The 23986-nt window shown below is 71.5% G+C and carries 23 protein-coding genes; 18 read left to right on the top strand and 5 right to left on the bottom strand.

Annotated elements, in window-relative coordinates:
* Positions 1–64: 64 nt before the first annotated feature.
* The 15 genes from prmC to ACH4F6_RS09765 all read left to right on the top strand — a co-directional run bounded on the left by prmC (position 65) and on the right by ACH4F6_RS09765 (position 14015).
* A complete protein-coding gene (prmC, locus tag ACH4F6_RS09835; protein WP_397959832.1) occupies positions 65–904 on the top strand; it encodes a peptide chain release factor N(5)-glutamine methyltransferase in 840 nt (279 codons plus the stop codon).
* A 55-nt stretch (positions 905–959) separates the two neighbouring features.
* The gene (locus ACH4F6_RS09830) at positions 960–1607 is read left to right on the top strand and encodes an L-threonylcarbamoyladenylate synthase (protein ID WP_397959406.1); all 648 of its coding nucleotides are present in this window, start codon (positions 960–962) and stop codon (positions 1605–1607) included.
* Positions 1604–2284 (top strand): protein-tyrosine-phosphatase, encoded by a 681-nt coding sequence (locus ACH4F6_RS09825; protein ID WP_397959405.1) that lies wholly within the window; start codon positions 1604–1606, stop codon positions 2282–2284. The genes ACH4F6_RS09830 and ACH4F6_RS09825 overlap by 4 nt, the downstream gene beginning before the upstream one ends.
* A 339-nt stretch (positions 2285–2623) precedes the next feature.
* On the top strand, positions 2624–3862 hold the full coding sequence (gene glyA / locus ACH4F6_RS09820) for a serine hydroxymethyltransferase (RefSeq protein WP_397959404.1): 1239 nt from the start codon (positions 2624–2626) through the stop codon (positions 3860–3862).
* Between the two features lie 128 nt (positions 3863–3990).
* Complete coding sequence (locus tag ACH4F6_RS09815) at positions 3991–5352, top strand: undecaprenyl/decaprenyl-phosphate alpha-N-acetylglucosaminyl 1-phosphate transferase (protein WP_397959403.1); 1362 nt, start codon at positions 3991–3993, stop codon at positions 5350–5352.
* 302 nt (positions 5353–5654) lie between these two features.
* Entirely contained in the window at positions 5655–6101 is a 447-nt protein-coding gene (locus tag ACH4F6_RS09810) for a hypothetical protein (RefSeq protein WP_397959402.1), read from the top strand.
* Positions 6102–6326: 225 nt separating this feature from the next.
* Complete coding sequence (gene atpB, locus ACH4F6_RS09805; protein ID WP_397959401.1) at positions 6327–7148, top strand: F0F1 ATP synthase subunit A; 822 nt, start codon at positions 6327–6329, stop codon at positions 7146–7148.
* A 74-nt stretch (positions 7149–7222) separates the two neighbouring features.
* Positions 7223–7453 (top strand): ATP synthase F0 subunit C, encoded by a 231-nt coding sequence (gene atpE, locus ACH4F6_RS09800; protein WP_024884520.1) that lies wholly within the window; start codon positions 7223–7225, stop codon positions 7451–7453.
* A gap of 42 nt (positions 7454–7495) precedes the next feature.
* On the top strand, positions 7496–8044 hold the full coding sequence (locus ACH4F6_RS09795) for a F0F1 ATP synthase subunit B (protein WP_397959400.1): 549 nt from the start codon (positions 7496–7498) through the stop codon (positions 8042–8044).
* Complete coding sequence (locus ACH4F6_RS09790; protein ID WP_397959399.1) at positions 8041–8856, top strand: F0F1 ATP synthase subunit delta; 816 nt, start codon at positions 8041–8043, stop codon at positions 8854–8856. The genes ACH4F6_RS09795 and ACH4F6_RS09790 overlap by 4 nt, the downstream gene beginning before the upstream one ends.
* Before the next feature lie 119 nt (positions 8857–8975).
* Entirely contained in the window at positions 8976–10565 is a 1590-nt protein-coding gene (gene atpA, locus ACH4F6_RS09785; protein WP_397959398.1) for a F0F1 ATP synthase subunit alpha, read from the top strand.
* A gap of 21 nt (positions 10566–10586) precedes the next feature.
* The gene (locus tag ACH4F6_RS09780) at positions 10587–11504 is read left to right on the top strand and encodes a F0F1 ATP synthase subunit gamma (protein ID WP_397959397.1); all 918 of its coding nucleotides are present in this window, start codon (positions 10587–10589) and stop codon (positions 11502–11504) included.
* Positions 11504–12940, top strand: coding sequence for a F0F1 ATP synthase subunit beta (gene atpD / locus ACH4F6_RS09775; protein WP_397959396.1), 1437 nt, complete (start codon positions 11504–11506; stop codon positions 12938–12940). The genes ACH4F6_RS09780 and atpD overlap by 1 nt, the downstream gene beginning before the upstream one ends.
* A 109-nt stretch (positions 12941–13049) precedes the next feature.
* Positions 13050–13424 (top strand): F0F1 ATP synthase subunit epsilon, encoded by a 375-nt coding sequence (locus ACH4F6_RS09770; RefSeq protein WP_397959395.1) that lies wholly within the window; start codon positions 13050–13052, stop codon positions 13422–13424.
* Positions 13425–13568: 144 nt separating this feature from the next.
* On the top strand, positions 13569–14015 hold the full coding sequence (locus ACH4F6_RS09765; protein ID WP_397959394.1) for a DUF2550 domain-containing protein: 447 nt from the start codon (positions 13569–13571) through the stop codon (positions 14013–14015).
* A gap of 209 nt (positions 14016–14224) precedes the next feature.
* Here ACH4F6_RS09765 and ACH4F6_RS09760 read toward each other — a convergent pair whose 3' ends face one another.
* From ACH4F6_RS09760 to ACH4F6_RS09750, 3 genes are all read right to left on the bottom strand, one after another.
* Positions 14225–16045 (bottom strand): glycosyl hydrolase family 18 protein, encoded by a 1821-nt coding sequence (locus tag ACH4F6_RS09760; RefSeq protein WP_397959393.1) that lies wholly within the window; start codon positions 16043–16045, stop codon positions 14225–14227.
* A 117-nt stretch (positions 16046–16162) separates the two neighbouring features.
* Complete coding sequence (locus ACH4F6_RS09755; RefSeq protein WP_397959392.1) at positions 16163–16813, bottom strand: response regulator; 651 nt, start codon at positions 16811–16813, stop codon at positions 16163–16165.
* Positions 16810–18000, bottom strand: a complete 1191-nt coding sequence (locus ACH4F6_RS09750; protein WP_397959391.1) for a sensor histidine kinase — start codon at positions 17998–18000, stop codon at positions 16810–16812. Before ACH4F6_RS09750 ends, ACH4F6_RS09755 begins: the two co-directional genes overlap by 4 nt.
* A gap of 152 nt (positions 18001–18152) precedes the next feature.
* Between ACH4F6_RS09750 and ACH4F6_RS09745 the strand changes: the two genes are divergently transcribed.
* Positions 18153–18743 carry a hypothetical protein gene (locus ACH4F6_RS09745; RefSeq protein ID WP_397959390.1) on the top strand — a complete coding sequence of 197 codons (591 nt, stop codon included), beginning with the start codon at positions 18153–18155 and terminating at the stop codon, positions 18741–18743.
* 36 nt (positions 18744–18779) lie between these two features.
* On the opposite strand, the gene ACH4F6_RS09740 is transcribed toward ACH4F6_RS09745, so the two are convergent.
* Complete coding sequence (locus ACH4F6_RS09740) at positions 18780–19352, bottom strand: cob(I)yrinic acid a,c-diamide adenosyltransferase (protein WP_397959389.1); 573 nt, start codon at positions 19350–19352, stop codon at positions 18780–18782.
* Between the two features lie 419 nt (positions 19353–19771).
* Here ACH4F6_RS09740 and ACH4F6_RS09735 point away from each other — a divergent pair, with 419 nt between their 5' ends.
* Together ACH4F6_RS09735 and ACH4F6_RS09730 are read left to right on the top strand one after the other, a co-directional pair.
* Positions 19772–20095 (top strand): STAS domain-containing protein, encoded by a 324-nt coding sequence (locus ACH4F6_RS09735; protein ID WP_397959388.1) that lies wholly within the window; start codon positions 19772–19774, stop codon positions 20093–20095.
* 282 nt (positions 20096–20377) lie between these two features.
* The gene (locus ACH4F6_RS09730; RefSeq protein WP_397959387.1) at positions 20378–22912 is read left to right on the top strand and encodes an ATP-binding protein; all 2535 of its coding nucleotides are present in this window, start codon (positions 20378–20380) and stop codon (positions 22910–22912) included.
* Positions 22913–23002: 90 nt separating this feature from the next.
* Here ACH4F6_RS09730 and nucS read toward each other — a convergent pair whose 3' ends face one another.
* Positions 23003–23674 carry an endonuclease NucS gene (gene nucS, locus ACH4F6_RS09725; RefSeq protein WP_397959386.1) on the bottom strand — a complete coding sequence of 224 codons (672 nt, stop codon included), beginning with the start codon at positions 23672–23674 and terminating at the stop codon, positions 23003–23005.
* Positions 23675–23986 lie beyond the last annotated feature (312 nt).

The raw sequence follows: 23986 nt of genomic DNA, 5'->3' as shown, positions 1-23986 counted from the left end.
GAGTACGACACGGAGGACACGCGTGCAGCAATCCTTTGGGGGGCGATCCCCGAGCCCGCGCAGCCTGCTGCTCGCTGAGGTGGCTCAGGCCACCCAGCGGCTGGCCGACGCCGGCGTGCCCTCGCCGCGCACCGACGCGGAGGAGCTCGCGGCGTTCGTGCACGGCGTCAAGCGCGGCGAGCTCCACTCCGTGAAGGACTCCGACTTCGACGCCCGGTACTGGGAGGTCATCGCCCGGCGCGAGCAGCGCGAGCCGCTCCAGCACATCACCGGGCGCGCCTACTTCCGCTACCTGGAGCTCCTGGTCGGACCCGGCGTCTTCGTGCCGCGGCCCGAGACGGAGTCCGTGGTCGGCTGGGCCATAGACGCCGTACGGGCCATGGACGTCGTCGAGCCGTGCATCGTCGACCTGTGCACCGGCTCCGGCGCCATCGCGCTCGCCCTCGCCCAGGAGGTCCCGCGCTCCCGCGTGCACGCCGTGGAACTGTCCGAGGACGCCCTGGTGTGGACCCGCAAGAACGTGCAGGGGTCCAGGGTCGACCTGCGCCAGGGCAACGCCCTCGACGCCTTCCGCGACCTCGACGGCCAGGTCGACCTGGTCATCTCCAACCCGCCGTACATCCCGCTCACCGAGTGGGAGTACGTCGCCCCCGAGGCGCGGGACTACGACCCCGAGCTGGCCCTGTTCTCCGGCGAGGACGGCCTCGACCTCATCCGCGGTCTGGAACGGACCGCCCACCGGCTGCTGCGCCCCGGCGGCGTCGTCGTGATCGAGCACGCCGACACCCAGGGCGGCCAGGTGCCGTGGATCTTCACCGAGGAGCGGGGCTGGGCCGACGCGGCCGACCACCCCGACCTCAACAACCGCCCGCGCTTCGCGACGGCCCGCAAGGCACTGCCGTGAGCGCGGTCCCGACTTCCCACCCCCAGCAGTACGTGCACGAGGAGGCCCGCTAGACATGGCTCGGCGATACGACACCAATGAGGCGACCGACCGCGTGACGGGTCTGCGCGAGGCCGCGTCCGCCGTCCGCCGCGGCGAGCTGGTGGTCCTCCCGACCGACACCGTGTACGGCATCGGCGCCGACGCCTTCTCCAAGGAGGCCGTCGGCGACCTGCTCGAGGCCAAGGGCCGGGGCCGCAACATGCCCACCCCCGTGCTGATCGGCTCCCCGAACACGCTCCACGGCCTCGTCACCGACTTCTCCGAGCTGGCCTGGGAGCTGGTCGACGCGTTCTGGCCGGGCGCGCTCACGCTCGTCGCCAAGCACCAGCCGTCCCTCCAGTGGGACCTGGGCGACACCCGCGGCACGGTGGCGGTGCGGATGCCGCTGCACCCGGTCGCGATCGAGCTGCTGACCGAGGTCGGCCCCATGGCCGTGTCCTCGGCGAACCTGACGGGCCACCCCGCGCCGGAGAACTGCGACTCCGCCCAGGAGATGCTGGGCGACTCCGTCTCCGTCTACCTGGACGGCGGTCCGACCCCCGGCAACGTCCCGTCCTCGATCGTCGACGTCAGCGGCGACGTGCCCCTGCTGCTGCGCGAGGGAGCGATCACGGCCGACGAGCTGAGGAAGGTCGTACCCGACCTCGAGGTGGCGAATTGACAGCCCCTGACGCGGGGCGTGGCATAGGCACCGGGGAACGCGCCGCGGAGATCACGACGACCTTCGTCGGGCTTCCGCGCGACAGCTTCCGCATCCTCCACGTCAGCACCGGCAACGTCTGCCGCTCGCCGATCACCGAGCGGCTGACGAGGCATTTCGTGTCGCAGCGGCTCGGGGTGCTGGGCGGCGGGCTGATCGTGGAGAGCGCGGGCACCTGGGGGCACGAGGGCGCGCCGATGGAGGCCAACGCCGAGACGGTGCTGGCCGACTTCGGCGCGGACGCCTCCGGCTTCACGGGGCGCGAGCTGCTCGACGAGCACGTCATCCGGGCCGACCTGGTCCTGACGGCCACCCGCGACCACCGCGCCCAGGTGATCTCCATGGGCCACTCGGCGGGACTGCGCACCTTCACCCTCAAGGAGTTCACCCGCCTGGTCAACGCCATCGACCCGGCCACCCTGCCCCCGCTGGAGGACGGCGTCGTCAAGCGCGCCCGCGCCCTGGTGCGCGCCGCCGCGGCGCTGCGCGGCTGGCTGCTGGCGCCGACGGTGGAGGCGGACGAGGTGTACGACCCGTACGGGGCTCCGCTGACGTTCTTCCGGTCGATCGGCGACGAGATACACGAGGCGCTGGACCCGGTGGTGACGGCGCTGACGGGAGTCCCCGCACGGGCGTGAGCCGCGGCCGGGCGAGCCCTCGGGCTCCGGCTGCCCGCGGCACCGGGCCGTGAGGGACCGTGACCCGGCGGGCCGGCCGGAGCCCGGCGGCGGGCGGGGCGCGCCGGCGGACGGGGCGCGCCGGCGGACGGGGCCGGCGGAGGAGTCCCGTGCCCGTGGGGCGGCGACGCCGCCCGGCCGGCCGGTGACCCGCCGGTGAGGACGGGCCCGGGTGGGCCCGCGGACGGATGAGCCTGCGGACGGGTGGACCACTGAACCGACGGCGCCGTCGATACCGGGCATCCGGGACATGCCGGGCCTACATTGGACCTACGTCACCGTCGACGCCCGGAGTCCACCATGCCGGTCACCCATGCCCTCGAGGCCGACGTCCTGCAGCGGCAGGACCCCGAGCTCGCCGAGATCCTGCTCGGGGAGCGGGAACGTCAGGCGTCGACGCTGCAGCTGATCGCCGCCGAGAACTTCACCTCGCCGGCCGTGCTGGCCGCGCTGGGCTCGCCGCTCGCCAACAAGTACGCGGAAGGCTATCCGGGGGCCCGGCACCACGGCGGCTGCGAGATCGTCGACGTCGCCGAGCGCCTCGCCGTGGAGCGGGCCAGGGCGCTGTTCGGGGCCGAACACGCCAACGTGCAGTCCCACTCCGGGTCGTCGGCCGTGCTGGCCGCGTACGCGGCCCTGCTGCGGCCCGGCGACACCGTCCTCGCCCTCGGGCTGCCCTACGGCGGCCACCTCACGCACGGCTCGCCCGCCAACTTCTCCGGCCGCTGGTTCGACTTCGTGCCCTACGGCGTGGACGCGGAGAGCGGGCTCATCGACCACGTGCAGGTGCGCACGCTGGCCCGCAGCCACCGGCCCAAGGCGATCGTGTGCGGGTCCATCGCCTACCCGCGCCACATCGACTACGCCTTCTTCCGCGAGGTGGCCGACGAGACCGGCGCCTACCTCATCGCCGACGCGGCGCACCCCATCGGGCTCGTCGCCGGGGGAGCGGCGCCCTCCCCGGTGCCGTACGCCGACGTCGTCTGCGCCACCACGCACAAGGTGCTGCGCGGGCCGCGCGGCGGGATGCTCCTGTGCGGCGGCGAGCTGGCCGAGCGGGTCGACCGGGCCGTCTTCCCGTTCACCCAGGGCGGTGCGCAGATGCACACCATCGCCGCGAAGGCGGTCGCGTTCGGCGAGGCGGCGACCCCGGCGTTCGCCGCGTACGCCCATCAGGTGGTCGCCAACGCGAGGGTCCTCGCGGCCGGCCTGGAGGCGGAGGGCCTCGCCGTCACCACCGGGGGCACCGACACGCACCTCCTCACCGCCGACCCGGCGCCCCTCGGCGTCGACGGACGCACCGCGCGCGGCCTGCTCGCGGCCGCCGGGATGGTGCTCGACTGCTGCGCCCTGCCGCACGCGGAGGCCCGCGGGCTGCGCCTGGGCACGGCCGCGGTGACCACGCAGGGCATGGGCGAGGAGGAGATGACGCGGATCGCCAAGCTCATGGCGGGCGTGCTGCGGGGCGGGGCCGGGAGCCGGACGGCGCGTGAGGAAGTGCGGGAACTCACGCGGGGATTTCCGCCGTATCCCGGCTGAACCGGGTACGCGCACGCCCGTGCACAGCCGCACGTGCAACCATCGTGGATACCCGGAAGTCCCCAACCGTATGCGGCCGTCGCTAGGGTGTGGGACTGAGATGGCCAGCGAGACCTGTGGGGAAGCCCGTGCGTGAATACCTGCTGACGCTCTGCATCACGGCCGCGGTGACGTATCTGCTGACAGGGCCGGTACGGAAATTCGCGATCGTGGCGGGAGCGATGCCGGAGATCCGGGCACGGGACGTGCACCGGGAACCCACTCCGCGGCTCGGCGGGATCGCGATGTTCTTCGGTCTGTGCGCGGGCCTGCTGGTCGCCGACCACCTCACCAACCTCAACGAGGTCTTCGAGAAGTCGAACGAGCCGCGCGCCCTGCTCTCCGGAGCCGCCCTGATCTGGCTGATCGGCGTCCTGGACGACAAGTTCGAGATCGACGCGCTGATCAAGCTGGGCGCCCAGATGATCGCGGCCGGCGTCATGGTCATGCAGGGCCTGACGATCCTGTGGCTGCCGATCCCGGGCGTCGGCACGGTCGCGCTGACCCAGTGGCAGGGCACCCTGCTGACGGTCGCCCTGGTCGTCATCACCATCAACGCGGTCAACTTCGTCGACGGCCTGGACGGTCTCGCGGCCGGCATGGTGTGCATCGCCTCGGCGGCGTTCTTCATGTACGCCTACCGCATCTGGTACTCGTACGGCATCGAGGCCGCGGCCCCGGCGACCCTGTTCGCGGCGATCCTGATGGGCATGTGCCTGGGCTTCCTGCCGCACAACATGCACCCGGCGCGGATCTTCATGGGCGACTCCGGCTCGATGCTGATCGGGCTGGTCCTGGCGGCGGGCGCGATCTCCGTCACCGGTCAGGTGGACCCGGACGTGATGAACCTGTTCTCCGGGTCCGAGCGCAACACCGTGCACCAGACGGTGCCGGTCTACATCCCGCTGCTGCTGCCGCTGACCATCATCGCGATCCCGGCGGCCGACCTGATCCTGGCGATCGTGCGCCGCACCTGGCGCGGGCAGTCGCCGTTCGCCGCGGACCGCGGGCACCTGCACCACCGGCTGCTGGAGATCGGCCACTCGCACAGCCGCGCGGTGCTGATCATGTACTTCTGGTCGGCGCTGATCGCGTTCGGCGCGCTGACCTACTCGGTCAACTCGGCGTCCATGTGGATCGTCCTCGGCGTCGTGATCCTCAGCGCGCTCGGCCTGGTGCTGCTCCTGCTGCCGCGCTTCACGCCGCGCGCCCCGCGCTGGGCCGAGGCCTTCGTGCCGCCGCGCTACCGGCGCCGCAGGGGCCTGCCGGAGGCGACGACGGCCGCCGTCGCCCAGGGGGACCCCGCGGGGGAGGAGCCCGGGCAGCGCGCGCCGGTGGCCGTCGGGGTGTCCGGGACCAACGGGGCGACCGCGCTGGGCGCCCGTCCGCACACCGCCGCACGGCCGGGTCCGTCCACCGCCTCGCAGCCGGCCTCGCGGACCGCAAGGTAAGAATCTGACGAGAGCATTGCCAACCCGTTAGGAAACCGCGGGGTGGCAAAGCGCCCCAATACCAGACAAACGGGCTCCGTGATTGCACAGGCGCGCACGGTCACTCTCATGTGTGACAGCTTGCACACCACCCAGGTAAAGACCTCATCAAATAGTTTGTGATACCGTTCACGAGAACCCGGGATGGAGCCGAAGGACCGTAGTGCGACGGTCCATTGGTGTGAGGTCTTCACCCCCTCGGACCGGGACTACGCTCGTCCATGACGACACCCCTGCCCCCCGTTGAAAGCGGAGTTGCCGCCATGCCGTCCAACGACGTCCGGACCCTGACCAAGGCTGCCGTGCCCACGGCTGCCGTCGGCGCGATCGCCGCCGTCGTCAGCGGCTTGGTCGCCGGCGGCAAGGGGGCGATCGGCGCCGTCGTCGCGACGGTGGTGGTCATCCTCTTCATGGGACTCGGGCTCTACGTCCTGCAGCGCACTGCCGCATCGCTTCCGCACCTGTTCCAGGCCATGGGCCTGCTGCTGTACGCGGCGCAGATCCTGCTGCTCTTCGTCTTCCTGGCCGCGTTCCGGGACACGACGCTGTTCCACCCCAAGGCCTTCGCGTTCACGCTGCTCGCCGGCACCCTCGCCTGGATCGCCGCGCAGACCCGTGCCCACATGACGTCCAAGATCCTGTACGTCGAACCCGAACCGAGCGCCTCCGAGAAGGGCGAGAAGCCCGAAAAATCGGGGCACTCGTCGTGAGGGGTAGGGCCGGGATAAAGACGCCAGGGATCTCCTGCTATCGTCCGGTGCCAACTGCGGCATCGCGGGCGCGGGCATCCGAGCCGACGCCTGCTCATTCGCGAGGCGAGATGCCCCCACGCCGCCCCCACATCCGTAACACCAGTCCCGTGCCGAACCGCGGCCGCGCGCCGCGCCGACACAACGAGGTTGCCGTACCTATGCGCCACGCTGAAGGAGCCCGCGGTGAGTGCTGACCCGACGCAGGTGCTCGCCTTCGAGACCGACTGCCACATCTTCGACGGTTGTGGCTTCCCGGCCCCCGGCCTGCACTCGTTCCTGTTCGAGCCCCTGTGGGGTGACGCGGACAGCAACCTGTACTTCAACAAGACGATGCTGCTGGCCCTGCTCGGATCGGTCATCGTCATCGGCTTCTTCTGGGCCGCCTTCCGCAGGCCGAAGGTCGTTCCCGGCAAGCTGCAGATGGTCGCCGAGGCCGGCTACGACTTCATCCGGCGCGGTGTCGTCTACGAGACCATCGGCAAGAAGGAGGGCGAGAAGTACGTCCCGCTGATCGTCTCGCTGTTCTTCTTCATCTGGATGATGAACCTCTGGTCGATCGTTCCGGTCGCCCAGTTCCCGGTGACGGCGATCATCGCGTACCCGGCCGTGCTCGCGTTGATCGTGTACGTCCTGTGGGTCTCGCTCACCTTCAAGCGCCACGGCTTCGTCGGCTTCTTCAAGAACGTGACCGGCTACGACAAGTCGCTCGGCGCGGTGCTGCCCCTCGCCATGCTCATCGAGTTCTTCTCGAACCTGCTCGTGCGGCCCTTCACGCACGCGGTGCGACTGTTCGCGAACATGTTCGCCGGTCACACCCTGCTGCTGCTCTTCACCATCGCCAGCTGGTACCTGCTGAACGGCGTCGGCATCGCCTACGCCGGCGTCAGCTTCATCATGACGATCGTGATGACGGCCTTCGAGCTCTTCATCCAGGCCCTGCAGGCGTACGTCTTCGTCCTGCTGACGTGCACCTACATCCAGGGCGCGCTCGCCGAGCACCACTGAGCACCGCGCCCACCGCCCCCCAAGTCGTCCGGTGGCCAACCCCCACCGGTCCGTAAAGAAAAGGAAGAACTGGCATGTCCCAGACCCTTGCCGCTGTTTCCGGCTCGCTCGGCTCCATCGGTTACGGCCTCGCTGCCATCGGCCCCGGCGTCGGCGTCGGCATCATCTTCGGTAACGGCACCCAGGCCCTCGCCCGTCAGCCCGAGGCGGCCGGCCTGATCCGCGCCAACCAGATCCTGGGCTTCGCCTTCTGTGAGGCGCTCGCCCTGATCGGTCTGGTCATGCCGTTCGTCTACGGCAAGTGATCTAGCGATCCACGACCAGCCGACTAGACGAAAGGCACACTCATGAGCCAGCTGCTCATCCTGGCGGCTGAGGGGGAGACGGAAAACCCCCTCGTACCGCCGATCCCCGAGCTCGTCATCGGCCTCATCGCCTTCGTCATCGTCTTCGGCTTCCTCGCCTGGAAGCTCCTTCCGAACATCAACAAGGTTCTGGAAGAGCGCCGCGAGGCCATCGAGGGCGGTATCGAGAAGGCCGAGGCCGCGCAGACCGAGGCCCAGAGCGTCCTCGAGCAGTACAAGGCGCAGCTCGCCGAGGCCCGCCACGAGGCCGCGCGTCTGCGTCAGGAGGCGCAGGAGCAGGGTGCCGCCCTCATCGCCGAGATGCGTGCGGAAGGCCAGCGCCAGCGCGAGGAGATCGTCGCGGCCGGTCACACCCAGATCGAGGCCGACCGCAAGGCCGCCGCGTCCGCGCTGCGCCAGGACGTCGGCAAGCTCGCCACCGAACTGGCCGGCAAGCTCGTCGGCGAGTCCCTCGAGGACCACGCCCGCCAGAGCCGCGTCATCGACCGCTTCCTCGACGAGCTCGAGGAGAAGGCCGAGGCGTCGCGATGAACGGAGCGAGCCGCGAGGCCCTGGCAGCCGCACGCGAGCGTCTCGACGCGCTGACGGACTCCACGTCCGTGGACGCGGCGCAGCTCGCCGCCGAGCTGGCGGCCGTCACCGCGCTGCTCGACCGCGAGGTGTCGCTGCGTCGGGTCCTCACCGACCCGGCGCAGGCCGGCGAGGCCAAGGCCGGGCTGGCCCAGCGCCTGCTCGGCAGCCAGGTCAGCGGCACCACCGCCGACCTGGTGTCCGGCATGGTGCGTTCCCGCTGGTCGCAGTCCCGCGACCTGGTGGACGCGCTGGAGGAACTGGCGGACACCGCCGACCTGACCGCCGCGGAGAAGGCCGGCGCGCTCGACGACGTCGAGGACGAGCTGTTCCGCTTCGGGCGGATCATCTCCTCCAACACGGAGCTGCGCGCCGCACTGACCGACCGGAAGGCCACCGCCTCGGCCAAGGGCGGGCTGCTGCGCAGCCTGCTCGGCGGCCGGGCCGACGCGGCCACCGAGCGTCTGGTGACGCGCCTCGTGATCGCGCCGCGAGGCCGTAGCCTGGAAGCGGGACTCGAGTCCCTGTCCAAGCTCGCCGCCGAGCGCCGGGACCGCGTCGTGGCGGTCGTCACGTCCGCGGTGCCGCTGAGCGACACGCAGAAGCGACGCCTGGGCGCCGCCCTCGCGAAGCTCTACGGCCGTCAGATGCACCTCAACCTCGACGTGGACCCCGAGGTCCTCGGCGGGATCCGGGTGCAGGTCGGCGACGAGGTGATCAACGGCTCCCTCGCGGACCGCATCGAGGACGCCGCCCGCCGCATGGCGAGCTAGCAGCAACTCAACACGCAGTAGTGCTTACGGCCCTGGTTGGGCCGTGCAGAGGATTCCTGGGGGTCGCCCCCAGACCCCCAAAGAAACTTCGGGCCCAACAAGGAGAGCAGGGAACCCAGATGGCGGAGCTCACGATCCGGCCGGAGGAGATCCGGGACGCGCTGGAGAACTTCGTCCAGTCGTACAAGCCGGACGCGGCCTCGCGCGAGGAGGTCGGTACGGTCACCCTTGCCGGCGACGGCATCGCGAAGGTCGAGGGTCTGCCCTCGGCCATGGCCAACGAACTGCTGAAGTTCGAGGACGGCACCCTCGGCCTCGCCCTCAACCTCGAGGAGCGCGAGATCGGTGCCATCGTCCTCGGTGAGTTCAGCGGCATCGAGGAGGGTCAGCCGGTCACCCGTACCGGTGAGGTCCTCTCCGTCGCGGTGGGCGAGGGCTACCTCGGCCGCGTCGTCGACCCGCTCGGCAACCCGATCGACGGCCTCGGTGAGATCGAGACGTCCGGCCGCCGCGCCCTCGAGCTGCAGGCCCCCACGGTCATGCAGCGCAAGTCGGTGCACGAGCCGATGGAGACGGGCTACAAGGCCGTCGACGCGATGACCCCGATCGGCCGTGGTCAGCGTCAGCTGATCATCGGCGACCGCCAGACCGGCAAGACCGCCCTGGCCGTCGACACGATCATCAACCAGCGCGACAACTGGCGCTCGGGCGACGTGAACAAGCAGGTCCGCTGCATCTACGTCGCCATCGGCCAGAAGGGCTCGACCATCGCGTCGGTCCGCCGCGCGCTGGAGGAGAACGGCGCGCTGGAGTACACGACCATCGTCGCCGCCCCGGCGTCCGACCCGGCCGGCTTCAAGTACCTGGCGCCGTACACCGGTTCGGCCATCGGCCAGCAGTGGATGTACGAGGGCAAGCACGTCCTGATCATCTTCGACGACCTGTCGAAGCAGGCCGACGCCTACCGCGCCGTGTCGCTGCTGCTGCGCCGCCCGCCGGGCCGCGAGGCCTACCCGGGCGACGTCTTCTACCTGCACTCCCGTCTGCTGGAGCGCTGCGCGAAGCTCTCCGACGACATGGGTGCCGGCTCGATGACCGGTCTGCCGATCGTCGAGACCAAGGCCAACGACGTCTCGGCGTTCATCCCGACCAACGTCATCTCCATCACCGACGGCCAGTGCTTCCTGGAGTCGGACCTGTTCAACGCCGGTCAGCGTCCCGCGCTGAACGTCGGTATCTCCGTCTCCCGAGTCGGTGGTTCCGCGCAGCACAAGGCGATGCGCCAGGTCTCCGGCCGTCTGCGCGTGGACCTCGCCCAGTTCCGTGAGCTGGAGGCGTTCGCCGCCTTCGGTTCCGACCTGGACGCCGCGTCGAAGGCGCAGCTGGAGCGCGGTTCGCGCATGGTCGAGCTGCTGAAGCAGGCCCAGTACCAGCCGATGGCCACCGAGGACCAGGTCGTCTCCATCTGGGCCGGCACCAACGGCAAGATGGACGAGGTCCCGGTCGGCGACATCCGCCGCTTCGAGCGCGAGCTGCTGGACTTCCTGCACCGGAAGCACCAGGGCCTCATGACCTCCATCAAGGAGGGCGCGAAGATGTCGGACGACACCATCCAGGCGATCGGTGACGCCGTCGCGGAGTTCAAGAAGCAGTTCGAGACCTCGGACGGCAAGCTGCTCGGCGAGGACGCCGCGTCCGCCGCCAAGTGACGTAAGGAAGGGACCTGACTCATGGGAGCCCAGCTCCGGGTCTACAAGCGTCGCATCCGATCCGTCACCGCGACCAAGAAGATCACCAAGGCGATGGAGATGATCGCCGCCTCGCGCGTCGTCAAGGCGCAGCGCAAGGTGGCGGCCTCCACGCCGTACGCGGCCGAGCTCACCCGCGCGGTCACGGCGGTCGGTACCGGTTCGAACACCAGGCACCCGCTGACCACGCAGGCCGAGACGGTCACGCGGTCCGCGGTGCTGCTCCTGACCAGCGACCGCGGACTGGCCGGCGCCTTCAACTCCAACGCGATCAAGGCGGCGGAGCAGCTGACGGCGCGGCTGGAGGCCGAGGGCAAGCAGGTCGACACGTACATCGTCGGCCGGCGCGGCGTCGCCCACTACAACTTCCGTGAGCGCAAGATCGCGGATTCGTGGACGGGCTTCACCGACGAGCCGTCGTACGCGGACGCCAAGAAGGTCGCGGCCCCGCTGATCGAGGCCATCGAGAAGGACACGGCCGAGGGCGGCGTGGACGAGATCCACATCGTCTTCACCGAGTTCGTCTCGATGATGACGCAGACGGCGCTCGACGACCGCCTGCTGCCGCTCAGCCTCGAGGAGGTGGCGAAGGAGGCGGCTCCGAAGGACGAGATCCTTCCGCTGTACGACTTCGAGCCCTCGGCGGAGGACGTCCTCGACGCCCTGCTGCCGCGCTACGTGGAGAGCCGCGTGTACAACGCGCTCCTCCAGTCGGCGGCCTCGAAGCACGCCGCCACGCGGCGCGCGATGAAGTCGGCCACCGACAACGCGGGCGAGCTCATCGAGACGCTCTCCCGTCTTGCCAACGCGGCCCGCCAGGCCGAAATCACCCAGGAAATCAGCGAGATCGTCGGTGGCGCGAGCGCCCTGGCCGACGCGACCGCGGGGAGTGACCGCTAATGACCACCACTGTTGAGACCGCGACGGCCACGGGCCGCGTCGCCCGGGTCATCGGCCCGGTCGTCGACGTGGAGTTCCCCGTCGACGCGATGCCGGACATCTACAACGCCCTGCACGTCGAGGTCTCCGACCCGGCGAACGCGGGCGAGAAGAAGACGCTGACCCTGGAGGTCGCCCAGCACCTGGGTGACGGCCTGGTCCGCACCATCTCCATGCAGCCCACCGACGGTCTGGTCCGCCAGGCCGCCGTCACCGACACGGGCACGGGCATCACCGTCCCGGTCGGCGACTTCACCAAGGGCAAGGTGTTCAACACCCTCGGTGAGGTGCTGAACGTCGACGAGCAGTACTCCGGCGAGCGCTGGTCCATCCACCGCAAGGCCCCGAACTTCGACGAGCTCGAGTCGAAGACCGAGATGTTCGAGACCGGCGTCAAGGTCATCGACCTGCTGACCCCGTACGTCAAGGGCGGCAAGATCGGTCTGTTCGGCGGCGCCGGCGTCGGCAAGACGGTGCTCATCCAGGAGATGATCTACCGCGTCGCCAACAACCACGACGGTGTCTCCGTGTTCGCCGGTGTCGGCGAGCGCACCCGTGAGGGCAACGACCTCATCGAGGAGATGTCGGACTCGGGCGTCATCGACAAGACCGCGCTGGTCTTCGGCCAGATGGACGAGCCCCCGGGCACCCGTCTGCGCGTCGCGCTGGCCGGCCTCACCATGGCCGAGTACTTCCGTGACGTCCAGAAGCAGGACGTGCTGTTCTTCATCGACAACATCTTCCGCTTCACGCAGGCCGGTTCCGAGGTGTCGACCCTGCTCGGCCGCATGCCCTCCGCGGTGGGCTACCAGCCGAACCTGGCCGACGAGATGGGTCTCCTCCAGGAGCGCATCACCTCGACCCGCGGTCACTCGATCACCTCGATGCAGGCGATCTACGTCCCCGCGGACGACCTGACCGACCCGGCCCCGGCCACCACCTTCGCCCACCTCGACGCGACGACGGTTCTCTCCCGTCCGATCTCCGAGAAGGGCATCTACCCGGCCGTGGACCCGCTGGACTCCACGTCCCGCATCCTGGACCCGCGCTACATCGCGCAGGAGCACTACGACGCCGCCATGCGCGTCAAGACGATCCTGCAGAAGTACAAGGACCTCCAGGACATCATCGCGATCCTCGGTATCGACGAGCTCGGCGAGGAGGACAAGCTCGTCGTCCACCGTGCCCGTCGCGTGGAGCGCTTCCTGTCCCAGAACACCCACGTCGCCAAGCAGTTCACCGGCGTGGACGGTTCGGACGTGCCGCTGGACGAGTCGATCGCCGCGTTCAACGCGATCTGCGACGGCGAGTTCGACCACTTCCCGGAGCAGGCGTTCTTCATGTGCGGTGGTCTTGAGGACCTCAAGAACAACGCCAAGGAGCTGGGCGTCTCCTGAGCCTCGCGCTCATGAAGAGGGGCGGGCGCGTCCCGCCCCTCTTCGTACGCCCACTAGACTTGTAACCAACACCCGGCAGACCCGCCGGGTGGTGACCCGAGGAGCCACCTTGGCTGCTGAGCTGCACGTCGCGCTGGTCGCGGCCGACCGAGAGGTCTGGTCCGGCGAGGCCACCCTGGTCGTCGCGCGCACCACGTCCGGCGACATCGGCGTCATGCCCGGTCACCAGCCGCTGCTCGGTGTGCTGGAGTCGGGCCCGGTGACCATCCGTACGAGTGATGGTGGGACGGTCGTCGCCGCGGTGCACGGCGGTTTCATCTCGTTCGCGGACAACAAGCTGTCCCTGCTGGCCGAGGTCGCCGAGCTGTCGGACGAGATCGACGTCCAGCGCGCGGAGCGCGAGCTCGAGCGCGCGAAGGCGGAAGGCGACGCCCTCGCCGAGCGCCGCGCGGACGTACGACTGCGTGCGGCGGCGACCCGCTGACCCAGCGCGGAGCCGTATGACGTCACTCAGCCGCGGCCGGCACCGGAGCGATCCGGAGCCGGCCGCGGCTGAGGCAGATATGGATGTTTTTTCCGTTCCGTTACCTCATTCGAAGGTACCTAGGAGACGAGGAGGTCGGTGTCGATGGTCCTCGCTCTGACTGTGTGCGGAATCGTCGTGGCCCTGGTGGTGCTGGGGCTGTTCGTCTTCGGGCTGCGGCGCAGACTCATCCAGCGCTCCGGCGGCACCTTCGACTGTTCCCTGCGCTGGGACGTCCCCGAGAAACCGGACACCAGCGGCAAGGGCTGGAGCTACGGCGTCGCCCGCTACAACGGCGACCGCGTCGAGTGGTACCGCGTCTTCTCCTACGCCTACCGGCCGCGCCGCGTCCTGGAGCGCGCCTCGATCGAGGTGGCCGGCCGTCGCCTGCCCGAGGGCGAGGAGGAACTGGCGCTGCTGTCCGACGCGGTGGTCCTCGCCTGCACCCATCAGGGCACGCGCCTCGAACTCGCCATGAGCGAGGACGCGCTGACCGGTTTCCTCGCGTGGCTGGAGGCGGCCCCGCCCGGACAGCGGGTGAACGTCGCGTAGCGACGTTCAGGGCCCCGCTGGGTGGGGGTGCCCCCGGCAGCGGAGCTGCTGGGGGAGGGTGAACGTCGCGTAGCGACGTTCAGGGCCCCGCTGGGTGGGGGTGCCCCCGGCAGCGGAGCTGCTGGGGGACGGTGAACGTCGCGTAGACGCATCCGCCCTCCCCCGGACACGGGCCGGGGGAGGGCGGATCGACGTGGTGCGGTTCGCTGCTACAGGTTGCTGTTGATGGCGCTCACCAGCTCGCCGTTGCCGGTGTCACCGCTGAACTCCCAGAAGAACGCGCCGCCCAGGCCCTGGTTCTTGGCCCAGCTCATCTTCCCGGCGATCGTCGACGGGGTGTCGTAGGACCACCAGTTGGTGCCGCAGTGGGCGTAGGCCGTGCCCGCGACGGTGCCGGTGACGGGGCAGGAGTTCTTCAGGATCTTGTAGTCCTCGATGCCGGGCTCGTAGGTGCCGGGCGCCGCGCCGGTGGCCGAGCCGCCGGGGGCGGACTGGGTGACGCCGGTCCAGCCGCGGCCGTAGAAGCCGATGCCGAGCAGCAGCTTCTTGGACGGCACGCCCTTGGCCTTGAGCTTGGCGATCGCGTCGGCGGAGTTGAAGCCCGCCTGCGGGATGCCGGCGTACGAGGTGAGCGGCGAGTGCGGGGCGGTCGGGCCCTGCGCGTTGAAGGCGCCGAAGTAGTCGTACGTCATCACGTTGTACCAGTCGACGAAGGCGGAGGCGCCGCCGTAGTCGGCCGCGTCGATCTTGCCGCCGGAGGAGCCGTCGGCCGTGATGGCCGCGGTGACCAGGTAGTTCGGGCCGAACTCGGTGCGCAGCGCCTGCATCAGCGTCTTGAAGGCCGCCGCACCGGAGGAGTCACAGGTCAGACCGCAGGCGTTCGGGTACTCCCAGTCGATGTCGATGCCGTCGAAGACGTCGGCCCAGCGCGGGTCCTCCACGACGGACTTGCAGGACTTGGCGAACGCGGCCGCGTTCTGCGCGGCCTGGCCGAAGCCGCCGGAGTAGGTCCAGCCGCCGAACGAGTACAGCACCTTGATGTGCGGGTACTTGGCCTTCAGCTGGCGCAGCTGGTTGAAGTTGCCGCGCAGCGGCTGGTCCCAGGTGTCGGCGGTGCCGCTGACGGACTGGTCGGCGGTGTAGGCCTTGTCGTAGGCGGCGTAGGTGTCGTCGACGGTGCACTGGCCGTTCTTGACGTTGCCGAACGCGTAGTTGATGTGCGTGATCTTGGCGGCCGAGCCGGAGGTCACCAGGTTCTTCACGTGGTAGTTGCGGCCGTAGACGCCCCACTCGGTGAAGTAGCCGAGCTTGACCTTGTCGCCGGTGGGCGGGGGCTCGGTGGTGCCGCCGGTGGTGCGCACGGCGCGCGCCCCGCTGACCGGGCCGGTCTGGTCGGCGGTGTCCCGGGCCTGGACGGTGTACGAGTAGTCGGTGCCGGCGGTCAGGCCGGTGTCCGTGTACGAGGTGGTGGTCACGGTGGCGACCTTGGCGCCGCCGCGCAGGACGTCGTAGTTCTTGACGCCCTTGTCGTCGGTGGCGGCGCTCCAGGACAGCTTCACCGAGGTGTCGGTGATGTCGGAGGCGGTGGGGGTGCCCGGGGCGGAGGGGGCCGCGTCGCCGGGGACGGAGGTGCCGTCGCAGCTGCCGCCGTTGAGCTTGCACTGGGACGGGGAGCCGGAACCCGTGCCGTTGAAGCCGAAGGAGACGGAGGCGCCGGGGGCCAGGGTGCCGTTCCAGGACTTGTTCTTCGCGGTCCAGTGGGTCCCGGCGGAGGTCACGTCGGCGTCCCAGGCCGAGGTGACGGAGGTGCCGGAGGGGAAGTCCCACTCGACGGTCCAGGAGGTGAGGGTGGTGGTGCCGGTGTTCTTCACCGTCCACCGGCCCTCGAAGCCGCTGCCCCAGTCCTGGGGCTTGGAGTAGGTGGCGGTGGCGGAGGTCGCGGCCTGGGCGGGGCTCGCGAGACCGACCAGGCCGGCGAGGGGAAGCAGCAGGGTGGCGAGCCCTGCCGCTGCTCTGTGTCCGAAGCGCATGCAGCGCCTCCTTTTCAAGAGCGGGGAGTGGGGGGCGTGACTGAGCCTTCACACCCACGGTGCCGCGAGAATAGAAAGGTCTGGACCACAGGTCAATAGGTCTGGACCACCAGGGGATCAGTGCCCCTGGATCCCCAACTCCTGCGCGAGCACCGCCGCTTGCACCCGGCTGCGCAGCCCGAGCTTGCCCAGCAGTCGGCTGACGTGGGTCTTCACCGTCGCCTCCGCCATGTCCAGCCGCTCCGCGATCCCCGCGTTGGTCAGGCCCTCGCCGAGGCACGCCAGCACCTCGCGCTCGCGCCGGGTCAGCGACCGCAGGGCCTCGGGGTCGGCCTTCGGCTCCCGCACCGGACGCGCCGCGAACTCGGCGATGAGCCGGCGGGTGACGGCCGGGGCGACGACGCCCTCGCCGCGCGCGACGGTCCGCACCGCCGTGAGGAGGTCCCCGGCCTCGGTGCTCTTCAGCAGGAACCCGGCCGCCCCCGCCCGCAGCGCGCCGAACACGTACTCGTCGAGGTCGAAGGTGGTCAGCACGAGGACGTCCGCGAGGCCCTCCCCGACGACGGCCCGGGTGGCCGACACCCCGTCGAGGCGCGGCATCTGAACGTCCATCAGCACCAGGTCCGGGCGCAGCCGGCGGGCCAGCGCCACCGCCTGCTCCCCGTCCGCCGCCTCGCCCACGACCTCGATGTCGGGTGCGCTGCGCAGGATGAGGACCAGCCCGGCACGGACGGCGGACTGGTCCTCGGCGACGACGACGCGGATCATGCGGAGTCTCCTTCGGCGGTTCCGGCGGTCCCGGTGACGGGCAGGACGGCGTGGACGGTCCACCGGGCGCCCTCCGGCCCGGCGGTGAAGGTGCCGCCCAGCAGCGCCGCCCGCTCCCGCATCCCCACCAGCCCGGAGCCGGAGCCGGGGGCGCGCGGGCCGTCCCGGTGCCCGTACGGGCTGCTCACCCGGACGTCCAGCACCCCGTCGCGCTGGGCGAGGGCGACGGAGACCCGGCCGGGGGAGGCGTGCTTGAGGGCGTTGGTCAGCGACTCCTGGACGATCCGGTAGGCGGCCAGTTCCACCGGTGCGGGGACGTCCGCGTGGTCGGCGCGCAGGCTGACGTCGAGGCCGTTGGCGCGGGCGCCCTCGACCAGGGCGTCCAGGCCGTCCAGGGTGGGGGCGGCGGCCGGCTCGCGGTCCCCGCTGCCGTCCCGCAGGATGCCGATGAGCCGCCGCATCTCGGCCAGCCCCTCCACGCTGTTCTCCCGGACGACCGACAGGGCCTCCCTCGAGGTGGCCGGGTCGTCGAGGGAGAGCGCGGCCGTGGAGTGGATCGCGATCGCCGACAGGTGGTTGGCGACCATGTCGTGCAGCTCGCGGGCCATGCGCGCCCGTTCGGCGACGACCGCCTGGGTGCGGTCCATCTCGGCGAGCAGCGCGGTCTGTTCGGCGCGCAGCCGGGCGGCCTCGGCGGCGTCGCGGTGGTTGCGCACGATCAGGCCGGTGGAGGCGGGCGCGAACGAGACGACCCCGACGCCCACCCCGATCAGCAGCGCCTCGGGCACCCGCCAGACCGCGAACGGCACCACCGTGGCGGCCACCGTGAGCAGCCCGGTGACCCACGGGACGCGCCGGGCCGAGGCGGGCGTGCCGTACAGCACGGCCGCGTACACGACGTCGGTGAACATGATCAGCGTGACCACGCTGCCCTGGGTCATCGTGTCCAGGGTCAGCGCGGCCGTGCCGGTGACCAGGGCGAGGCGCGGGGCGGCCCGGCGCAGCACCTCGCAGCCCGCCATCACGGCGAGCGGCAGCAGGAGCGGCCAGCGGCCGTCGAGGAGGACGATCGGGTCGTCCGCCCGCCGGGTGCCCAGCCCGATGCCCCACAGCAGCAGCCCGCCGAGCAGCCCGCCGGCCGCCACGAACGCGTCGAACCGGTGCGGGCGCGGGAGTCGAAGGGCCATGACCCCATCCAACACGGCCCGCCGGGCCCGCACGTGCTGCCACGGAAGGGTCCCGGACTGCATCTTTCGATGTACCGGAGGTTCGTCACCGGCGACGACGATTCCGGCCGCCCCGCACCGGAGCCTGGGAGGGTGAGCGAGAGGAGCGAACCGTGATCGTCTGGTTGATCGCCGCCTGTGAGATCGGCTTCTGGGTGCTGCTGGCGCTGGGACTGGCCGTCCGCTACCTGCTGGGGTGGCGCCGCACGAGCGTCGTGCTGCTGCTGTGCGAGCCGGTGCTGGAACTGGTCCTGTTCGCGGCGACGGCCGTCGACCTCGAGAACGGCGCCGAGCCCGGCTGGGAGCACGGCCTGGCGGCGCTCTACATCGGCTACACCGTGGCCTTCGGCCACTACACGATCCGCTGGCTCGACGGCCACGCCGCCCACCGCCTGGGCGGCGCCCCGCCCCCGCCGAAGCCGCCCCGCCACGGCCGGGCCCGCGCCCGCCACGAGGCGAGGCTGTGGCTGCGGTCCGTGTACGGGGGAGCCGTCGCCCTGGCCCTGCTCCAGCTCGCCGTGTGGTACGTCGGCGGCTCCGGGGACGTCAGCTCGCTGCGCGCCTTCCAGGGGGTGGCCCTGCGCGCGGTCGGCATCCACGGCCTGATCGCCCTGTCGTACACGGTCTGGCCCCGCAAGGCCCCGGCGGACGCCCGGGCGGAGGGGGCCGTGTCCCGGGGGGAGGAGGAAGGAGTCCGGCGATGAAGCGGGCGACCGGGAACCTGCGGGAAGGGGCCGCGCTCAGCGCTCGCCGCCCGGCACCCACAGCACGTCGCCGTCGGCCTTGTTGGCCGTCCGCGCGAGGATGAACAGCAGGTCCGACAGCCGGTTGAGGTAGGTCGCGGTCAGCGGGTTCATCACCTCGCCGTGCACCTCCAGCGCGGCCCACGTGGAGCGTTCGGCGCGGCGGACCACCGTGCACGCCTGGTGCAGCAGGGCCGCGCCGGGCGTGCCTCCCGGGAGGATGAAGGAGCGCAGCTTCTCCAGCCGCTCGTTGAAGCGGTCGCAGTCCGCCTCGAGGCGGTCGACGTAGAACTGCTCCACCCTCAGCGGCGGGAACTCCGGGTCCTCCACCACCGGCGTCGACAGGTCCGCGCCCACGTCGAACAGGTCGTTCTGCACGCGGGTGAGGACCCCGACGATCTCCTCGTCCAGCCCGCCCAGCGCGATCGCCGTGCCGATCACCGCGTTCGCCTCGTTCGCGTCCGCGTACGCGGCGATCCGCAGATCGGTCTTGGCGACCCGGCTCATGTCGCCGAGGGCCGTGGTGCCCCGGTCGCCGGTCCTCGTGTAGATGCGTGTCAGATTGACCATGCCGCCAATCTAGACCGTCCTTCCGCATCCGTTCCGTTCCCTTCGTCACTGCTGCTCAGGACGGCCTCAATCGGTGCGAATCCGACAGGAATTGACGACGTGACCGGTGTCTCACGCCCTGAGACGTGAGACGCGTTACTAACTGGTCACACAGCCCCTCACGACCGCTAGTGTCCGGCCGAGAGCCATGGGCAGGGTGACCGATGCGCCGGATGGCTGACGCCGGTGAGACCGGGCGCGCGAGCGGGCAGGGCTTCTGCAGGCGCTGACACCGCACGGGCCCCAGGAGCCTCACCCCTGCGGGTGAATTCGGTATCGGTTCGCTCACAGACGGCAACCTCCGACCGCTTCACGCAGTCAGAGGAGGCAACACCGGACATCACACCGCGGAGCACGAGACGCACGCTTAGGGGAGCGCTATGTACATCAGGGGCGACCACGCCGAGCTGGTCGTCGGGGGCCGCCTCGACGTCCGCAGCGCGGCGGACGCCCGTACGGTCCTGCACTCGGCCGTGGACGACGGCGTCGGCGACCTGGTGCTCGACCTGTCCGAACTCGACTTCTGGGACGCCACCGGCCTCGGCGTCATCATGGGCGTCCACCGCCGGGCCGGCCGCTGCGGCCGCCGCCTGGTCCTGCGGGGCGTACCACCCCAGATGCAGCGTCTGCTGGTGGCCACCCGCCTGCACCGCATCCTCGCCATCGAGGACGGCATCGGCGTGGAGTCGCTGCCCGGCGTCTGAAGCGAGTACCGGAGGCCCGAGGCGAGTACCGGAGGCCCGAGGCGGGTACCGGGGGTCCGAGGCCGGTCCGCGGCGACGCGGGGACGGCGCAATCCTCACAAGACCGTGACGTCTCGGGCGGCGCGGCCCCCCGGACTGTCGTAGATACTGTGCGAAGGTTTACGGTTCGTCTGCCCGCCGTCCGCAGCCCTCGAGCGGGCACCGGACCAGAAGCGACAGCGCAGTGTGCAGCAAGGCCGGGAGGGGTTACCGCCACACGACGCTTTTGGGGGGCTTGAACCGATGGACCCGACGAACCGGGGACCCGAGGAGCACGGCCGCGAAGGCCACGCACCGCGCCCGCGCCCCTCCAGGGATCCCCTGACACCCGACTTCGGCCAGCACGCGCCGACGCTCGCCCGCACCGTGCGCCTCGTCTGCGGGGACCACCTCCTCACGGTCAACCCCGTCGACGGCAGCGAGATCGAGCTGTGCCCGCCCACCGAGCGGCCCGGACGGCCCGCCAAGCGCACCCCCGAGGCACGCGCCGAGGCCGACCGCGCCGCCCGGCCTCCCGCGCCGGCCGGACCCGCCCGGCCCGCCCAGCCGCTCCTGGGCCGCCAGGACGAGCGCGAACAGCTGGTCCGCCTGCTCGCCCGCGGCCGCTCCGTCCGCCTCACCGGCCCCGCCGGCTCCGGCCGCACCAGCCTGCTCGACCTCGTCGCCGAGGACTGCGCCGACCTCGCCCCCGACGGCGTCGTCCGGCTCAGCGGCCACCGCCGCACCACGACCGAGCTGCTGCACGACCTCTTCCACGTCGTGTACGAGGCCCCCCTGCACCGCCCCGAGGACGACGAACTGCGCACCCTCGTCGGCGAGATCGGCGCGGTCGTCGTGGTCGACGACCTGGAGTTCGGCGGCGCCGCCCTCGACGAGCTGCTGGACGCCACCCCCGAGTGCGCCTTCCTGCTCGGCGCGACCCCCGACACCCCGGCGCCCTCCGCCGGCTCCGCCGTCGAGGAGATCGCCCTGAGCGGCCTCGACCGGGCGGGCGGCGTCGAGGTGATCGAGCATGCCGTGGGCCGCGTCCTCACCGAGGAGGAGGCCAACTGGGCCGGCGACCTCTGGTTCGAGTCCGAGGGCCTGCCGCTGCGGTTCGTCCAGGCCGGCGCCCTGCTGCTGCAGCGCGACCAGCTGCGGGCCACCGCGGGGGCCGTCGACGAGTTCGGCGTCTTCGAGGACGCCCGCCCGCTCGCCGCGCCCGCCGACGCCGACGCCGGCCAGGCCGAGGAGATACCGCTGCCCTCGCTGGGCGAGGCCGCCGCGCCCGCCCCGCTGCTCGCCGCCCGCCTCAGCGCCTCCGCCCGCGCCACCCTGCGCTTCGCCGTCGCCCTCGGCGGCGAGGTCCCGCACCAGGCCCACCTGCCCGCCCTCGTCGGCGACACCCACGCCGACGCCGCCCTCGGCGAACTCGTCGCCTGCGGACTCGTCTCCCCGGTCGGCGCCCGCTACCGGCTCGCCGCCGGCGTGCGGGCCCAGCTGGAGGCCGCCGGGTACGCCGACGACGTCGCCGACCGCGCCCGCACCGCCGCCCGGCACTACGCCTGGTGGGCCGGACACCCCTCGGTCACGCCCGAGCGGGTCTGCGCGGAGGCCGACGCCGTCCTCGCGGCCCTCACCGCGACCACACCGGACACCGAGCCGCCCGCCGAGGGCGAACAGGCCGGCGCGGTCGAGCTGGCCCGCACCGCGGCGCCCGCGTTCGCCGCCGGACTGCACTGGAACGCCTGGGAGGACGCCCTGCACGAGGGCGCCGAGGCCGCGCGCCTCGCCGGGCAGTCCGCCGACCGGGCCTACTTCCACCACGAACTCGGCGTCCTCGCGCTCTGCGCGGGACAGCTCGACCGGGCCCGCTCCGAACTCGAGGCCTCCCTCGGGCTGCGCGGCGCCCTCACCGACAAGCGGGGCACGGTCGCCGGCCGCCGCGCCCTCGCCCTGGTCGCCGACCGTTCCGGCGACGTACCCGGTCTGGCGGCGTTCACGGCCGCCGAGGAGACGCCCGAGGCCCGCCGCGAGGAGCCGGCGTCACCGCCGCGCGGCGTCCCGGCGGCCCTCCCGTCGACGCCGCCCACCGGCCCCACCCTCGTCACCGCCCGGACCCCCTCCCCGCCGGCCCACCGCGGCCGGGGCGGCCTGCGGAGCCTGGCCAAGCGCAACCTCGTGGCCGCCGGCGCGGGCGCCCTGCTCGTGGCCGTGCTCGGCACCGTGGTCACGCTCGGCGCGACCTCCGACAACGACGCCACCAACCCCTCCGACCGGGTCGGCGTCAACCCCTCCGCGGGCACGGGCACGGGCACGGACGACGGCGACCCCGACGCGGACACGCCGGGCGACGACACCGGCTCCGGCGACACCGGGGAGGCGACCAGCCGCCCGACGGATCCGGGACCGGACGGGACGATGGGGACGTCGGACGATCCGACGCCGACGGACGAGGCGGAGCCGACCCCCGGGGCGAGCAGCTCGCAGGGGTCGGGCTCGGGGAGCGGGGGCACGAGCGGGACGCCGGGGCCGTCGTCGTCCAGCACGACGTCCAGGCCGCCGACGACGCCGTCGGACAGCCCCTCGACGCCGACGGACGACCCTTCGACGCCGACGGACGAGCCCTCGACGCCCACCGACGACCCGTCCACGCCGAGCACCACCGACCCGTCCACGTCGACCTCGGCCAGCGACGCCGCCCCGTCCTCCCCGATCAGCACGCAGAGCAGCGCCGGTTCGCCGAGCGCGTCGGACGCGGACTCCTCGGAGTCGGTCCCCTCGGAAGCGGTGATCTGAGCCGGCCCGGCCGCCACGGCACGGACGGGGGCCGGGTCCGTCGTCGGACCCGGCCCCCGTCGTCGTGCGCGAGCGCCGTCGCGCCCTCGCTCAGAACAGCCGCAGCTTGTCGTCCTCGATACCGCGCAGCGCGTCGTAGTCCAGGACCTGGCAGGCGATGCCGCGGTCCGTGGCCAGGACGCGGGCCTGGGGCTTGATCTCCTGGGCGGCGAAGACGCCCCGCACCGGCGCCAGATGGGGATCGCGGTTCAACAGCTCCAGATAGCGGGTCAGTTGCTCCACGCCGTCGATCTCGCCGCGCCGCTTGATCTCGACCGCGACGGTCCGTCCCTCGGCGTCCCGGCACAGGATGTCGACCGGGCCGATCGCGGTCATGTACTCACGGCGGATCAGCGTGTAGCCGTCGCCGAGCGTCTCGATGCGGTCGGCGAGCAGTTCCTGCAGGTGTGCTTCCACGCCGTCCTTGATCAGGCCGGGATCGACGCCGAGTTCGTGCGAGGAGTCGTGCAGGATCTCCTCCATCGTGATGATCAGCTTCTCGCCCGCCTTGTTGACGACGGTCCAGACGCCCTCCTCGTCGCCGGTTCCCTCCTTCAGCGTGCAGGGCGGGGACATCCAGTTCAGGGGCTTGTAGGCCCGGTCGTCGGCGTGGATGGAGACGCTGCCGTCCGCCTTCACCAGGATGAGACGGGGGGCGGAGGGGAGGTGGGCGGTGAGCCGGCCCGCGTAGTCCACGGAGCACCGGGCGATGACGAGACGCATGGTCCGCAACGCTACTCGACACCTCACGCGTCACGCGATTCGCCCGCCCGTCTCCCGCCCCCGCCCTCGACGGAGACCCTGCGGGTCACACCTTTCGCCCGCCCGTCTCCCGCCCCCGCCCTCGACGGAGACCCTGCGGGTCACACCTTTCGCCCTGGAAAACCCGTGTTCGACAGTGGCCGATACTGCGCCCAACCGTCGCTCCCTATGTGCCCATTCTCCTGGTGCGGTCACGGTCCGTTGCCTACGGTAGAGAACGGGAGGTCGCAATGCGTGTACGCAGCGTGCTCGGTGTCCGCGCATCTCGGTGTC

Origin of the sequence: Streptomyces sp. NPDC017936 (assembly GCF_044328485.1) — a bacterium.
Classification (GTDB): domain Bacteria; phylum Actinomycetota; class Actinomycetes; order Streptomycetales; family Streptomycetaceae; genus Streptomyces.
The sequence above is the reverse complement of the archived record's forward strand: the minus strand, read 5'-3'. Positions and strand labels throughout refer to the sequence as shown.

What these genes read in the sequence shown, in the direction of transcription:
- ACH4F6_RS09830 (WP_397959406.1), top strand. Translation starts at nt 960, where the DNA reads ATGGCTCGGCGATACGACACCAATGAGGCGACCGACCGCGTGACGGGT.
- glyA (WP_397959404.1), top strand. Translation starts at nt 2,624, where the DNA reads ATGCCGGTCACCCATGCCCTCGAGGCCGACGTCCTGCAGCGGCAGGAC.
- ACH4F6_RS09810 (WP_397959402.1), top strand. Translation starts at nt 5,655, where the DNA reads ATGCCGTCCAACGACGTCCGGACCCTGACCAAGGCTGCCGTGCCCACG.
- atpE (WP_024884520.1), top strand. Translation starts at nt 7,223, where the DNA reads ATGTCCCAGACCCTTGCCGCTGTTTCCGGCTCGCTCGGCTCCATCGGT.
- ACH4F6_RS09795 (WP_397959400.1), top strand. Translation starts at nt 7,496, where the DNA reads ATGAGCCAGCTGCTCATCCTGGCGGCTGAGGGGGAGACGGAAAACCCC.
- ACH4F6_RS09790 (WP_397959399.1), top strand. Translation starts at nt 8,041, where the DNA reads ATGAACGGAGCGAGCCGCGAGGCCCTGGCAGCCGCACGCGAGCGTCTC.
- atpA (WP_397959398.1), top strand. Translation starts at nt 8,976, where the DNA reads ATGGCGGAGCTCACGATCCGGCCGGAGGAGATCCGGGACGCGCTGGAG.
- ACH4F6_RS09780 (WP_397959397.1), top strand. Translation starts at nt 10,587, where the DNA reads ATGGGAGCCCAGCTCCGGGTCTACAAGCGTCGCATCCGATCCGTCACC.
- atpD (WP_397959396.1), top strand. Translation starts at nt 11,504, where the DNA reads ATGACCACCACTGTTGAGACCGCGACGGCCACGGGCCGCGTCGCCCGG.
- ACH4F6_RS09765 (WP_397959394.1), top strand. Translation starts at nt 13,569, where the DNA reads ATGGTCCTCGCTCTGACTGTGTGCGGAATCGTCGTGGCCCTGGTGGTG.
- ACH4F6_RS09760 (WP_397959393.1), bottom strand. Translation starts at nt 16,045, where the DNA reads ATGCGCTTCGGACACAGAGCAGCGGCAGGGCTCGCCACCCTGCTGCTT.
- ACH4F6_RS09755 (WP_397959392.1), bottom strand. Translation starts at nt 16,813, where the DNA reads ATGATCCGCGTCGTCGTCGCCGAGGACCAGTCCGCCGTCCGTGCCGGG.
- ACH4F6_RS09750 (WP_397959391.1), bottom strand. Translation starts at nt 18,000, where the DNA reads ATGGCCCTTCGACTCCCGCGCCCGCACCGGTTCGACGCGTTCGTGGCG.
- ACH4F6_RS09740 (WP_397959389.1), bottom strand. Translation starts at nt 19,352, where the DNA reads ATGGTCAATCTGACACGCATCTACACGAGGACCGGCGACCGGGGCACC.
- ACH4F6_RS09735 (WP_397959388.1), top strand. Translation starts at nt 19,772, where the DNA reads ATGTACATCAGGGGCGACCACGCCGAGCTGGTCGTCGGGGGCCGCCTC.
- ACH4F6_RS09730 (WP_397959387.1), top strand. Translation starts at nt 20,378, where the DNA reads ATGGACCCGACGAACCGGGGACCCGAGGAGCACGGCCGCGAAGGCCAC.
- nucS (WP_397959386.1), bottom strand. Translation starts at nt 23,674, where the DNA reads ATGCGTCTCGTCATCGCCCGGTGCTCCGTGGACTACGCGGGCCGGCTC.